The sequence below is a fragment of the Cysteiniphilum sp. genome, assembly GCF_057495195.1.
On sequence record NZ_JBXTEF010000113.1, the window covers coordinates 1 to 13,370 of the forward strand.

The following is a 13,370-nucleotide window of genomic DNA, read 5'->3' on the forward strand; positions in this document are numbered from 1 at the left end:
TGTGATTTTATTCATCTTATCTTTAACTCAACCATTTTAAAACCCACTTACAAAAAGATCCCTATAAACCTATGTTGCAAAGAGGGATGGCAGCCGCAGGCTGACGGGGTGTTTATAAAGTCATAGTTTTTCTAAAGTGCGTAACTTCAGTTATTAACAAATTATATAATTGAGCATTTGTCTACGTTTATTTCATCCCTGCAATATAAAGGTAGATTGCAAAAAAATGCGCAATACTGCCAGCTAGTACGAATAAATGCCATAGAAAATGACAAAACTCAATTTTCTCATCCAGCATATAAAAAACCACACCACTGGTATAAAGCACACCACCTAAGATAATCCACATCAAGCAGCCACCAGGCAACGCCTCAACGATTTGTACAATAAAGCCAATCGCTGTCCAGCCCATAATGACGTAAAGTGCTGTTGATAACCAACCATCCCCAAAAAACAGTACTTTATAGACAAATCCGGCAATTGCCGCACCCCATAAAAGCGCAAAAATAATCCAACCATATACACCTGATAACGCAATCAATGCAATCGGTGTATAGGTGCCTGCAATCAGAAAATAAATGTTTAAATGATCCACTTTGCGCAATATTTTTTTAAGTTCTGGCTTAGATACTCCATGGTAAATACTTGAAGCACCATACATTGAGATTAAGCTCACCCCGAATATTGTGACGGCAACTATATTAATGGTATGTCCTGTTGTTACGGCTTTAACAATCATGACAATAAGTGCCACAATACTAAATAATGCACCGATGAAATGTGTCAGGGTATTTAAAAACTCCTCACGCCTTGAATAAAGTGCTTTAGGTGCTGCATATACACCCACTTCACTGTTTAAACTGTCAGCTTCTTTCAATAACATATATTTGATCTTCTTGGTCTTTTTAGTTTTTTTGGTCTTTGGGGTCGATTTTTATTTTAAACGCTGCTATTTTGCGCTATATGTAGCGATTAATCAAAAACTAATACTAAATTTTATGTCTAAAAGATTGATTCTCGCCTCCTCTTCACCTTATCGCTTAAAATTAATCAAAACACTTTTACCCAATATTGAATCCTACGCCCCTGATATTAATGAGTCGAAACTACAAAGCGAATCGCCGCAAGCACTTGTTAAACGCTTAGCTAAAACCAAAGCACAAGCGATTATAGAAAGGGTTAAACCAAATAACACGATCATTATTGCCAGTGATCAGGTTGGAATATTCAACGACGAGATCATCACCAAGGCACATACAAAAGATCGTGCTTTTAGCCAACTTCAATCTTTTTCCGGACAGTGTGTTAAGTTTATAACCAGCCTTTATCTTGTGGACACAGAAAGCCATCATGAGTTTATTGATCATGTACAGTTTAACGTTCATTTTAGAGATTTAAGTGATCAGGAAATTCTTAATTATTTAGCACAAGAAGATGTTTTAAACTGTGCTGGAAGCTTTAAAGTTGAAGGCTTAGGGATTGCCTTATTTAAACGCCTTGAAGGTAATGATTTCAACAGCCTTATTGGTTTACCTCTAATCATGCTCAACCATGCACTGATGGCACATTTCAATATTAACCCTCTTAATTTCTCTTAATTTTCATTAATCCCTTTTAATCTTTCCAATATTAGCGATAACCCTCTATACTTTGGAACAGTTGTTCGTTATGTTGGCGCCAAGGATGAAAAAAGAAAGTAAGTCAAAAACTACTCAGATGAGCAAAGACGAAGCAAAGTTCTATGTAAGTGCTGAAACACTGATATTAACCGGACAATGGCACTGGCAATCACTTGATCAAAATATCTTGGCAAAAATCAAAAATCTTAAAGAGCAGATTATGTACATTGATGCACAGCAAATTGAAAAGCTAGATATCTCTGGTGCTTACTTTATCTATAAAATTCAACAACTTTTTTTAAAAGCTGTCATTAAAGTTACTCATACGCAAAGAAGTTTAATTGATTTAGTTCATAAGAACTACACCAACTATGACAGTCGTTTACAGCCTTTAAATACCTATGAAAAGGTTTATCAGATCGGTGAACAAACAACAAGCTATATTAAAGACAGTAAAAATCTCATCGCTTTTATTGGCGCCACAGTAATGAGCTATTTACAGGTAATTCGCACACCTTTTGCTACCCAATGGCGCCTATTGTTAGATATCGTTATCCAAACAGGCGTCAAAGCCATTCCCATTGTGTCATTACTGTGCTTTTTGATCGGAATTGTACTGTGTTATCAAATTGGCTCACAGCTTAAAATTTATGGTGCCAATATTTTTGTCGTCGATCTTCTGGGTATTTCACTATTGCGTGAGTTTGCACCTTTAATTACAGCCATTATTGTCGCCGGCAGATCTGCTTCCTCATATACCGCAGAGCTCGGTTCAATGAAAGTTCAACAAGAAATTGATGCACTAAAAACCTTTGGCATTAGTCCGATTAAGCGCCTGATATTGCCTCGGATTATTGGCATGATGATTTCCTTGCCTTTACTCATCGTTATTGCGGATATTATCAGTTGTATTGGCGGCATGATTATGGCTAAAGTGTCACTTGGCATTAGCTTTTATGACTTTTTGCAGCGCTTTTCTACAGCAGTTTCATTTAATAACTATCTTACAGGACTAATCAAAGCACCGTTTTTTGCGATTATCATTGCCACAGTTGGCTGTTATCGCGGCACTGTTGTCAAAAATAACTCATTAAGCATCGGCCAAGAAACTACTAAAAGTGTTGTTTATGCGATCTTTTTGATTATTGTAACCGATGCCTTATTCTCCATTTTATTTAGTGCGATAGGGGTATAAGTGATGCAAGAAATGCAAGAAAAGAAAGAGCAACCCATTATTGAAATAAAAAGCTTGGGCACTTGCTTTGATGATGTTTGGGTGCACAAAAATTTAGATCTTAAAATTTACCCTCATCGTATTACCTCAATTATTGGAGGCAGTGGCTCAGGTAAAACGACATTGATCCGTGAAATATTGATGCTGCAACCGGTGACTGAAGGTGAAATATTCTTATTAGGGCAAAAAATTTCTGACCTGTGTGATGATGAGATAAAACGTCGCCAATTTGCAAGTCATATGGGCATGATGTTTCAAGGTGGCGCACTCTTTAGTGCCCTAACTGCACTTGAAAATGTCATGTTTCCTTTGCAGGAATACACTAACTTTAGCCGTGATATTGTCATTGATCTGGCTCGCTTAAAACTTAAAATGGTTGGTTTATCCGAAGATGCTTATGCTAAATACCCCTCGCAATTAAGTGGCGGGATGCTAAAACGCGTCGCACTTGCACGCACTTTAGCACTTGATCCTGAGATTATATTCCTTGATGAGCCTTCAGCAGGACTTGATCCACACTCCACTTATGAACTAGATCAATTGATTTTAAAATTAAAGCAAGATTTGGATCTATCTATTATTATGATTACCCATGATTTAGAAAGTATCTGGCGCATTGTTGATGAAGTCGTCTATATTGATCAAAAACGTATCCTTATTCATGATAGCGTTGAGAATGCTGCTAAAATGACACAATATGAAAACCTTAATAATTTCTTTAATGGCGCTAAAACCACTAAAGAAGAAAAAACAATACTAGGATCGTAACCATGAAAAACAATCGTTACTTTGTTGCAGGTTTGTTTATTATCATTACCACCATTGTAATGATCTTTATTGGATTTTGGCTTGCTTTTGGCTTAAAAGATATCAAATATGATACTTACATCGCACGCTTTAATGAATCCGTGACTGGATTAAATGTCAATGCCGCAATCAACTATAATGGTGTTAATGTCGGCAAGGTTGAAAGCATTAATATCGACAAGCAAAACCCTAGCATTGTGATTGTCGTTATGCAAATTCAACAAGGAATCCCCATTTACAATACAACCTATGCAAGCTTGGTGCCACAAGGGATTACTGGTCAAGTTTTTATTACTTTGTCTATATCAAATGCTTCCAACCAATACATCATTAAACCTAAAGATGCGCCACCGTTTCCAGTGGTTAAAACCAAACCCTCATTTTTAACAAATATTGTTAATCAAATGAGCACAGTTGCTGAGCAAGTTACTTTAATCTCAACACGTGTCGCTAAAATCATTAGTGATGACAATGTTCAAAAAATCAATCATATCGTTAGCAATGTTGAAGATATTTCTAACTCACTTGCCACCAGCAGTCAGAATATTCATCAAAGTATTGAATCATTAAACATCATATTAAAAAATGCAGCCAAAAGCTCTAGCGAGCTTGATCAGATTGCTCACAACATTAACCATGGTTCAAAAGCAGTTGCCCGCGCCTCTGAAGATGTCAGTAAAGCAATTACTAGCTTTAACAATCAAACCTTACAAGGAGTTAATAATATTTTATTACCTCAGCTTGCGCAAACGCTTAACAACATGAATGAAACATCCGTTCAGCTATCTGACCTATTAAAGAAAATAAATCAAAACCCATCAATCCTTGTGCGTGGTGAATTGCCAAGGAAGCCTGGTCCAGGAGAACAATAATGTATAGACCTACTCAACTTCTTAAAATATTAAGTATTGCAGCAAGTGTTAGCATCATCACAAGTTGTGGTATTTTATCCCCAGTAAAAAGTCCTGAAGTTAAACAATATCAAATTATTGCACCCAATTTACAAATGACACGTCATACCACCGACACGGGCTCAGCAATTCAAAAAACTGCAAAACAATTTGATTTAACGCTGTTTATCGCGCCTTTAACGGCAGATCAGCCATATAATTCAACCCAAATGTATTATCGTGAAAACAATTATGAATTAGCAAGCTACACACATAACTTATGGGCAGCGGATCCTGAGCAGATGCTTAGCAAAAACCTACTGCAAAGCCTACAAGGCTATCATAGCTTTAAGAATATCGTTTCAAGTAACTTTATCGGTTATGCTGATTATCGATTAACAGGTAACCTAAACCAACTCACTCAGGTCATCAACGGCAATGAAAGCAATGTCATTCTATCTGTAAGCTTTACATTAACGAATGCCAATAGCGGACAAGCTGTTGCCATTAAGACATTTACTTTAAATAAATCAGCTAGAGCAGATGCTAAGCACTTTGCTAATGCCACTAACGAGCTTGCTGCAGATTTATCTAAAGCATTGAATAATTGGCTTATCACTCAACCACTAGCAAATAATACGAGTAATTAAAGCATAAGAACACTAAGCAGCCGATTGAATTAAAATTAAATGGAATTTATCAGATAACTTTATTGCCATAAATGGAATTACATGCTATCATCCGTCTATCCTTGTTTCTTCACCAAGAAACTTGCTTGCTAGATTTTAAAAAATTAGCGTGGGGGCAATAGCACTGGGGGCAGTGTTCGCGAATGACTATCAGCATAGGAATGCTGATAGTCGTTTGTAGTTTTATTTTGCAATGCAACATAATGCAGATTGTAATTCGATCAATTGCCAATGCAAAAAAGATTAATTTATAGTCATTTTCACTTTTTTTACTGAAATTCAGGGTCTTTCTACAACTTTTCGCTTGTTTAGGCACTAATGATCGTTATACTCGAGATATGAGTTCAGCGAATGAGGATTGACCCCCAATCAATCCGCCGCGAAACTGCCCCTCCCCCAGTTAGCAAGCAACGGAATATTCGGCAAGGATCAGCGTTGAACTCCAATCATTTTCAAATTTCCAGAGTCTAACACCACTTGTAAGGAAACTAACTTTAAGCTTTTGCCAGTTTAGGTATAAAGGTTGTTTATAACTCATGTATAATGATCATTTCTTAACATAGTGAAAGACACGCATAATATGTCGACTTTAGATAGCGCTCTACGCATTAAAACACCTAACGAAACCCTTGAGGTCATTAAAGCTTATTTACCACAAGCTAAGATTACCCGTCTGGCTAATTTAACGGATCTTGATGATAGCAAAATTCCTGTATACACCTCTATTCGCCCATTAGGTAAATCATTATCAACCAGTCAAGGTAAGTCATTTTCACATGATGCTGCAAAAGTCAGCGCTTATATGGAAGCACTGGAGCTATACTTTGCTGAAGAAGTTAAGGCTAAGTTATATGACAAGCCATTTGAGCAAAACAATCACTTTATCTCACCCAATCAACTCTCTAGCAACGTTGTTTACCAAGATGATAAAACGCATAACTGGTGCCAAAGTAAAAGCTTTCTAACCGATCAAAGCTATTATGTCCCCTTTCAATTTATATCCATTGACTCGGGGCACCCTGATGTTGTAATCCAAGCAACTGATACAACGGGTATTGCATCCGGAAATAGTTATGATGAGGCTCTAGTGCATAGCTTACTCGAGTGCATTGAGCGCAAAAGCACTGCTTTAAAGAGTCAACAGTTTAAACTTGATATTGAGCATATTTTTTATGACAAAATTGCCTTACTTCATCATGTTGAATTAAAATATTATCCGAACCCTTATGGCATCCCCGTCATTGGTTGCTTAATTCAAAGCAAAGATAAAACAGCCAATCAAATGGTTTTCTCAGGCTATGGTGCACATCTTAACAAAGAGATAGCCCTTAATCGCGCTCTAACTGAAGCCATCCAATCCAAAGTCACCACCATTGCCGGATCTCGTGATGATTTATTTAAACATGCTTATGAAAAATCAAATCTTAAGCTTAACCCAGATGCTTATGAAATGAGCTTTAGTGAAATTTCTGAGCACAAGACCAATAGCGTAACTGAGGCATCAGCGCTACTTAAGGATGCGCTTCACAAAGCCCGACAAGACGCGCTTATTCATGTTTACCACAGTGATAAACTCACTTTTTTAAAATCTATTCTAGCCAAACAGAAGGTGCTTGATAATGCTTGATCTAGCCAAACTTCAGATCGATATTTTTGCCGAGACAAGCATCACGCATGCTGAGATTAAAACACATCTTCCTCATGCACGTCTGCACACTTCGGCAAAAACAGGCGATATATTGCACGTCATTCCAGAGAGTAATATTATCATTCTTATTGATGGCAATTTTGATTTCACAAATTCGGTTTGGCACAAAGAAATCCTTTGTGCACTTGAGAAAGGGATTACCGTTATTGGCACCTCATCCATGGGTGCTTTGCGTGCTGCTGAGCTTGATTCGTTTGGCATGATTGGCTTTGGTTTTGTCTATGAATGTTATAAAAACAATATCACTGATGATGATAGTGAGGTGGCAATTAACTACTATCGCTTGAGTGATGAAATGATACAAACGGTCCCAAGCATTAATATTCGCGCAACCTGCGATGCTCTTATAGATAACAAGCTATGCACACAACAAGATGCTCATGAGCTTTTTAACAGTGCACATAATATCTTTTATAAACGTCGCACTTGGCAGGCTTTACAAAGCACGTTAACCGCTGATGCCTTTAATCTGCTTAAAACGTATTATGTTAATGCAAAATATAACGATGCCTATCAATGTATTATACAATTAGCTGACATTATCAATAAGGCAAAAGCACAAGAAATTACATCGTTTACAACGCCATCGACCATTCCGCTTAACAAACTAAAACAAGACACCTTTTGCAATGATGAATTTGCCGCTCTTTTATTTGTTTTGCAAGAAATGCAGAAAACACATCATAAAGATCATTTTAAAAATTCAGATTTAAAGACTTCTCATGAAGCGCAAGAACTCAGCAAACTTACGCATTGGTCAATCAACATCTCTGAGTTTGCACTATATCAATTAAAGCATACAGGTATCGCATTAACCGACCTTGGCTTTATGCGTTCACTCAATATCATTCGTTTAAACCTTGGACTGAATGATGGTGAGGTCTTTAAACAATGGTGTATTGAAAAAAAACTCGATATGAGCATTGTTGAAACTACCTTTAGAAACCTGTTACTCATCAAGCGTCTTGCCAATGCCTATGCTTGTGAGCATCAGCTTAATTATGGGTTTTAGGGAGTAAACGAGAAAACTAAAGAATTACAATACCAGGCGTGTGGTTGTCTTGGTTTTTCTTAGCTGATTGCTTTAGGAAATTGGCTGTTTTATCTGGTAAATCAATATTTGTTAACGCAAGATCATATAAACTTGCTGTGAGTAAGCGTCCACCGGTCATCGTAAATGCTTTATCTATCGCATTATGCATAATGGCTTTTATATCTTCAAAAATATAATCAACTGATATTTTATCTTCAGGTGTTGACATCATCGTATAAAAGGTTCGCGCCATGCCCATATTGGCAAGGAAATCAGGCACTACCGCAAGCTTACCATCGAGATATTGTGAGCAAAGCCCATAACAGTATTCACTTTCAACAAACGGATGGTTTGCGCCACATGCAATAAGTTCAAGTCCTGATTTTTGCATTTGATCAATAAAGTTTTTATCAATAATGTTAGATCCAGCGGCAGGGATTAAGACATCAATATTCGCGGATATTAGTTGTTGATTAAATTGTTGATGCGTCAGATTATCGGTTAATACATTAAGTACTCTACGGCTTTTAACAACTTGATTGATTTCATACTCACTTAACCCTTTATCACGGATGACGCCTGCATCTCGGTCAGTCATTGCGACAATTACAGCACCTGCCTGATGCAAGTAAAAGGCCGCGGCTGCACCCACATTGCCCGCACCTTGAATATAAATACGTTTATTTTGAATACTTTCATTGCGAGCATGATAATAAGCAATAGCCGTTTGTGCCACACCGAAACCTGTGACCATTTCAGCAAGTTTAATATCTGCCTGCCCCACTTTAACACTGGCATTTAACAAATGCATATTATGGTAAGCTGCTTGCGTTCTAAAGTGATCCCCCTGACAAAAGGCATGAATAATCCCTTGTTGTGAGTTGTCGATCCCCAAACCACGCAATAAATGGTTGATCTTATGAATATCAGTATTTAAATCACTACCAGTGCCATAATACTCCGTTAATAAGGGGCGAATAGCTTCATACCAACGCTCAAGAATCGCATATTTATCAGGATGATCTGGGTCGATACGAATACCTGTTTTAGCCCCGCCAATTGCAGGTCCTGATAGCGCAAATTTAATCTCCATAATTTTGGCTAATGTGGTTACTTCTTCTAAAGTAATATGCTCATGCACACGTGTACCGCCACCTGCGGCATTGCCACGCAATGAGTTAATCACCAAAAAGCCTCGCGCTGTAGATCGCTTGTCTTTCCACTGAAAGGTAATCTCCGGTTCCTGTTGTGAGAAATGCTGTAAACGATCAACCACACTATTTTGAAAATCCGTTAAATTCATTTTTATTCCTTATATTTCCTTTATCCCTTTTCAATCGTAGGGGCGTATTGCATACGCCCTTGTATATTTACTGATTACTGGAGTTATGCACTTTTTCTATCTCAACACCCCGCCTCGCAAGCTCGGCACCCCTCTTGCAAAGAGGGGAATATAAAATCATCGTTGCCTAATTCCCCTCTTTTTAAGAGGGGTGGCAGCCGTAGGCTGACGGGGTGTTTGTACAATCATAATTTTTATATAATGCACAACTGCAATTAATTTAGCAAAGCATCAACTTTAGCGGCACAAATAAAATCATTTTCCGTCAAGCCATCAACGGCATGTGTTGTGAAATGTACCACACAACGATTGAAGCTTACCTCTAGATCTGGGTGATGCCCTTCACTATTGGCAACCCATGCCACAGCATTGACAAATGCCATGGTTTTATAAAAACCTCTAAATTCAAATATGCGTGTTATTTTCTTGCCACATGCACTTAACTGCCACAATGGCAATTTCTGCAAGTAGCTTTGTGCTTCAGCTTTTGTAAATGGTGTAAAGTCACCGTACTCACAAACTTGGCATTTCTTATCTAGTAAATTTTCCATAACGTTTCCTTAAACTTTCAAAAACCGTAGGGGCGTATTGCATACGCCCTCACATCACATATTACATTTTATTCAGTCAACTCAAGCCCTTCATTTTCCAAAGGCTTTTCCTTTTTGGGAAACAACGCTCTAAACTCAGGCAAGCGCTGAGATTTTTTAATTAAATCAATAAAGTCGTCTTTTAATACGTTATAGATACTTTCATAAGAATGGACGATATAATAAATCGGTTGATAAATATCAATGCGATATGGCGTTCTTAATATATTTAAAGCATCAAACCGCTCATAACGCACCTTGGGGTCTTCCAACGCATAAACCGTCTCACCCATTGATGATAAAATCCCGCCGCCATAACAACGCAATCCCTGAGGGGTATTAATTAAACCAAACTCAACAGTAAACCAATAAAAGCGCGCTAACAATCTTTGAACATCCGGTGTTTGCCCAACCCCTAGCTCTCCATAACGCTGCATAAAATCAGCATAAACCGGATGAGCCAACATTGGGCAATGACCAAATAGCTCATGAAATATATCCGGCTCTTGTAAATATTTAAGCTCTTCTGGCGTGCGAATAAAGGTTGCACAAGGAAATTTACGCTCAGATAGTAATTTAAAAAAGCGATCAAAACCAATCAGTGCAGGTACTGGCTCCACAGCCCACCCCGTGACCTTCTGCAATTTTTCATTAACATCAGGGATCTGTGGAATACGATTAACTGGAAAATCAAGAAATTCCAAGCCCTTTAAATACTCATCGCAAGCACTCCCTTGAATAATCTTAAGTTGCGCTTCCATGAGTGTTTGCCAAGTATTGTTCTCTATTTCATCATAGACAACAAACCCACGATAATCTGGCTTTTTAGAAACATACTTGCTGTTTGTTTTCATGCTCATTCTCCCTTTGAGCGTTGTTGTTTGTAAGTGTAGCTGAAAATGGCACAATTTCGCCAGTCAGCTCGCCAAAACCAACTTTATACCCTTGTCCTTGGCAAAATCCCACTATACGTGCAGCGTCACCATCTTGTAAAAACACGCGCTTATCGCCATTTTTCAAAACAACTGGGTGCTTACCACCTTCGGTAATTTCTAAGAAACAGCCCAAGCTATCTTTTGTTTTGCCACTTATGGTTCCGGATGCCAAGATATCTCCTGTCATCATCGGGCAGCCGTTAACACTATGATGTGCTAGCTGCTGCATCATATCCCAATACATGTGTTTATAATTGGTGGTTGAGATGACTTCATAGTCTAACTCTTTAGCGGGTTTAATCGATAATTGCAGCTCAACATCCACTGCCCAATCTTCTTTACGTTTAAGATAATTTAAGACGTCAGTTTCTTGTTTTGGTGATGACACACGAAATGGCTCTAGCGCATCTAAGGTCACAACCCAAGGTGAGATAGAGGTGGCAAAGTTTTTTGATAAAAAAGGCCCCAATGGCTGATATTCCCATTTTTGAATATCACGCGCACTCCAGTCATTGACCAATACCATGCCGATCATATGTTCAGGCGCTTGATCAATAGTAACCGATTGTCCATGCTGCGAAGGCATGCCAATAATTGCACCCATCTCCACCTCAACATCTAAGGCTTTAGATGGACTAAAGATCGGTGCTTCATCAGGATTTGGTTTAATTTGACCATTTGGGCGCACAACTTTAGTGCCACTAACAACAACGCTTCCTGCTCGTCCATCATAAGCAACGGGGAGGTGCAACCAGTTGGGTAATAACGGATTATCTTTATCACGAAACATCTTACCGACATTCTCAGCATGCTCACGTGAGGAATAAAAATCAGTAAAGCCTTTAACCTCAATCGGTAAATAAACTGTGCAATCGCTTTGCTTTATTAGCACTTTATCTTTTAATGATTTGTTATCACGTAAAGTTGCTGTCTCACTATTAAGTAAATCGCTAATGATTTGTCTTAATTCACGCACCTTTTCACGCCCATGTTGAAATAGATCATTTAAGGCGTTCATTTGCGCCAAGTCGACATTGAACTCATGCAGTAAGCCCTTGTTATAAGCTGCCTTGACATCCAAAATATATTGGCCAATCGCAACGCCAATACGCTTTTTAGTTTTATCTTCACCAACTTTAGTGAAAATGCCAAAAGGTAAATTTTGAATGGGGAAATGACAGTCTTTATCGATTACAATAAATGATTTTAAGTTAGGGTTATTTGCTTTAATTGTTAACATTATTCGATGACCTCTTGTGTAAATTGTGCTTTTAATGATGACCAACAACTCAGATAATTCTGCTGACGCAGCTCACTCATTAGCGCAAACTCGGTTAATTGCCATGGTAGGCGTGATTCAAACATAAATGCCATGGTGTTTTGATAGCGTACAGGATTAAGCGTCATCTCTGATGCATGAGTAAATGTATCATAATCTGGACCATGTGCTGACATTGGATTATGTACACTGATGCCTCCTGGCTGAAATCCCTTACCTTTAGCATCATAGACACCGGTTAATAATCCCATGCATTCGCTCATGATATTGCGATGATAGTAAGGTGGTCTAAAGGTGTCCTCGCCAACTACCCAGCGCGGTGGGAAAATGACAAAATCAACATTTGCCGTACCTGTATTTAATGATGGCGCAGTAAGTACCGTAAAGATACTTGGATCGGCATGATCTTTGAGCACGGTATTCACAGGACAAAATAAATCAAGATCATATTTATACGGATATAAATTGCCATGCCATGCAACCACATCTAAAGGTGAGTGGTTAATCTGACCTTGCCACAGGCGCCCTTGATATTGGCAATATAATAAAGCGCTTTGTGTCTTATCCTCAAATGAGGCAACAGGTGCTAAGAAATGACGCTCTTCTGCTAAGCCATTCGCACCAATGGGTCCTCGCTCTGGCAAATAAAACGTACTTGAATTAGATTCACAAATATAACCACGTGCATGCTCATCGAGTAACTCAACCACATAGCGTACACCGCGTGGAATAACGACCACTTCATGTGGTCTTGCTTCAATCACGCCATATTCTGTTCTAAAACGCAAACGCCCTTGTTGTAATACATACAGCCAATCACCATCCGCACTGTAAAAATAACGATTCTCCATCGATTGATTGATCGCATATAGATGTACTGCTGCTGACTCATTATACATCATGGTCACAAGCCCTTGTATGAGATCTATCTTCTCATGTGGCGTAGCTAAAGCATGCCAACGCATCTGCTCAGGAGGTGTCAACACATCATCTTGATGGTAGTGATTACGCAATAAGCTCTCTTTAATCAATGTAAATTTCGGACTATGTAACACCGATGGGCGAATGCGATATTGCCATGCTTTAAAATTTTGCGCGCGTGGCGCAGTAAAAGCGCTGTTATTGACTTGCTCCGCATATAAACCGAAAGGGGCTACTTGCGGTGAGTTACGATCTTGAGGTAATGCGCCTTTTAATGCCTCACTTGCAAAATAACTATGAAATCCTAGCTGATAATCCAACAT

The 13,370-nt window shown here is 38.5% G+C and carries 13 protein-coding genes; 7 read left to right on the top strand and 6 right to left on the bottom strand.

The genetic code is table 11. The annotated features are described in order from the left end of the window. Positions 1-187: 187 nt before the first annotated feature. The gene (trhA, locus tag ACY10D_RS10120; protein WP_487000611.1) at positions 188-883 is read right to left on the bottom strand and encodes a PAQR family membrane homeostasis protein TrhA; all 696 of its coding nucleotides are present in this window, start codon (positions 881-883) and stop codon (positions 188-190) included. A 115-nt stretch (positions 884-998) separates the two neighbouring features. Here trhA and ACY10D_RS10125 point away from each other — a divergent pair, with 115 nt between their 5' ends. The 7 genes from ACY10D_RS10125 to ACY10D_RS10155 all read left to right on the top strand — a co-directional run bounded on the left by ACY10D_RS10125 (position 999) and on the right by ACY10D_RS10155 (position 7,959). After that, positions 999-1,598 (top strand): Maf family protein, encoded by a 600-nt coding sequence (locus tag ACY10D_RS10125; RefSeq protein WP_487000612.1) that lies wholly within the window; start codon positions 999-1,001, stop codon positions 1,596-1,598. Between the two features lie 85 nt (positions 1,599-1,683). Beyond that, entirely contained in the window at positions 1,684-2,814 is a 1,131-nt protein-coding gene (locus ACY10D_RS10130; protein WP_487000613.1) for an MlaE family ABC transporter permease, read from the top strand. A 3-nt stretch (positions 2,815-2,817) separates the two neighbouring features. After that, a complete protein-coding gene (locus ACY10D_RS10135; RefSeq protein WP_487000614.1) occupies positions 2,818-3,621 on the top strand; it encodes an ABC transporter ATP-binding protein in 804 nt (267 codons plus the stop codon). Between the two features lie 2 nt (positions 3,622-3,623). Continuing rightward, positions 3,624-4,532: an MlaD family protein gene (locus ACY10D_RS10140; protein ID WP_487000615.1), complete on the top strand. Its 909-nt coding sequence runs from the start codon at positions 3,624-3,626 to the stop codon at positions 4,530-4,532. After that, entirely contained in the window at positions 4,532-5,200 is a 669-nt protein-coding gene (locus ACY10D_RS10145; protein WP_487000616.1) for an ABC-type transport auxiliary lipoprotein family protein, read from the top strand. Before ACY10D_RS10140 ends, ACY10D_RS10145 begins: the two co-directional genes overlap by 1 nt. 601 nt (positions 5,201-5,801) lie before the next feature. Then, the gene (locus ACY10D_RS10150) at positions 5,802-6,866 is read left to right on the top strand and encodes a YcaO-like family protein (RefSeq protein WP_487000617.1); all 1,065 of its coding nucleotides are present in this window, start codon (positions 5,802-5,804) and stop codon (positions 6,864-6,866) included. After that, the gene (locus tag ACY10D_RS10155; RefSeq protein WP_487000618.1) at positions 6,859-7,959 is read left to right on the top strand and encodes a TfuA-like protein; all 1,101 of its coding nucleotides are present in this window, start codon (positions 6,859-6,861) and stop codon (positions 7,957-7,959) included. The genes ACY10D_RS10150 and ACY10D_RS10155 overlap by 8 nt, the downstream gene beginning before the upstream one ends. Before the next feature lie 16 nt (positions 7,960-7,975). Here ACY10D_RS10155 and ACY10D_RS10160 read toward each other — a convergent pair whose 3' ends face one another. From ACY10D_RS10160 to hmgA, 5 genes are all read right to left on the bottom strand, one after another. Then, positions 7,976-9,283, bottom strand: coding sequence for a Glu/Leu/Phe/Val dehydrogenase dimerization domain-containing protein (locus tag ACY10D_RS10160; RefSeq protein WP_487000619.1), 1,308 nt, complete (start codon positions 9,281-9,283; stop codon positions 7,976-7,978). A 254-nt stretch (positions 9,284-9,537) separates the two neighbouring features. Further along, complete coding sequence (locus ACY10D_RS10165; RefSeq protein WP_487000620.1) at positions 9,538-9,873, bottom strand: 4a-hydroxytetrahydrobiopterin dehydratase; 336 nt, start codon at positions 9,871-9,873, stop codon at positions 9,538-9,540. A 68-nt stretch (positions 9,874-9,941) separates the two neighbouring features. Then, on the bottom strand, positions 9,942-10,766 hold the full coding sequence (phhA, locus tag ACY10D_RS10170) for a phenylalanine 4-monooxygenase (RefSeq protein ID WP_487000621.1): 825 nt from the start codon (positions 10,764-10,766) through the stop codon (positions 9,942-9,944). Next, on the bottom strand, positions 10,738-12,087 hold the full coding sequence (gene fahA, locus ACY10D_RS10175) for a fumarylacetoacetase (protein ID WP_487000622.1): 1,350 nt from the start codon (positions 12,085-12,087) through the stop codon (positions 10,738-10,740). The genes phhA and fahA overlap by 29 nt, the downstream gene beginning before the upstream one ends. After that, positions 12,087-13,370 carry a homogentisate 1,2-dioxygenase gene (hmgA, locus tag ACY10D_RS10180; RefSeq protein ID WP_487000623.1) on the bottom strand — a complete coding sequence of 428 codons (1,284 nt, stop codon included), beginning with the start codon at positions 13,368-13,370 and terminating at the stop codon, positions 12,087-12,089. The genes fahA and hmgA overlap by 1 nt, the downstream gene beginning before the upstream one ends.

What these genes read in the sequence shown, in the direction of transcription:
- hmgA (WP_487000623.1), bottom strand. Translation starts at nt 13,370, where the DNA reads ATGTTGGATTATCAGCTAGGATTTCATAGTTATTTTGCAAGTGAGGCA.
- ACY10D_RS10140 (WP_487000615.1), top strand. Translation starts at nt 3,624, where the DNA reads ATGAAAAACAATCGTTACTTTGTTGCAGGTTTGTTTATTATCATTACC.
- ACY10D_RS10125 (WP_487000612.1), top strand. Translation starts at nt 999, where the DNA reads ATGTCTAAAAGATTGATTCTCGCCTCCTCTTCACCTTATCGCTTAAAA.
- ACY10D_RS10160 (WP_487000619.1), bottom strand. Translation starts at nt 9,283, where the DNA reads ATGAATTTAACGGATTTTCAAAATAGTGTGGTTGATCGTTTACAGCAT.
- ACY10D_RS10165 (WP_487000620.1), bottom strand. Translation starts at nt 9,873, where the DNA reads ATGGAAAATTTACTAGATAAGAAATGCCAAGTTTGTGAGTACGGTGAC.
- ACY10D_RS10155 (WP_487000618.1), top strand. Translation starts at nt 6,859, where the DNA reads ATGCTTGATCTAGCCAAACTTCAGATCGATATTTTTGCCGAGACAAGC.
- phhA (WP_487000621.1), bottom strand. Translation starts at nt 10,766, where the DNA reads ATGAAAACAAACAGCAAGTATGTTTCTAAAAAGCCAGATTATCGTGGG.
- ACY10D_RS10145 (WP_487000616.1), top strand. Translation starts at nt 4,532, where the DNA reads ATGTATAGACCTACTCAACTTCTTAAAATATTAAGTATTGCAGCAAGT.
- fahA (WP_487000622.1), bottom strand. Translation starts at nt 12,087, where the DNA reads ATGTTAACAATTAAAGCAAATAACCCTAACTTAAAATCATTTATTGTA.
- ACY10D_RS10130 (WP_487000613.1), top strand. Translation starts at nt 1,684, where the DNA reads ATGAAAAAAGAAAGTAAGTCAAAAACTACTCAGATGAGCAAAGACGAA.
- ACY10D_RS10135 (WP_487000614.1), top strand. Translation starts at nt 2,818, where the DNA reads ATGCAAGAAATGCAAGAAAAGAAAGAGCAACCCATTATTGAAATAAAA.
- trhA (WP_487000611.1), bottom strand. Translation starts at nt 883, where the DNA reads ATGTTATTGAAAGAAGCTGACAGTTTAAACAGTGAAGTGGGTGTATAT.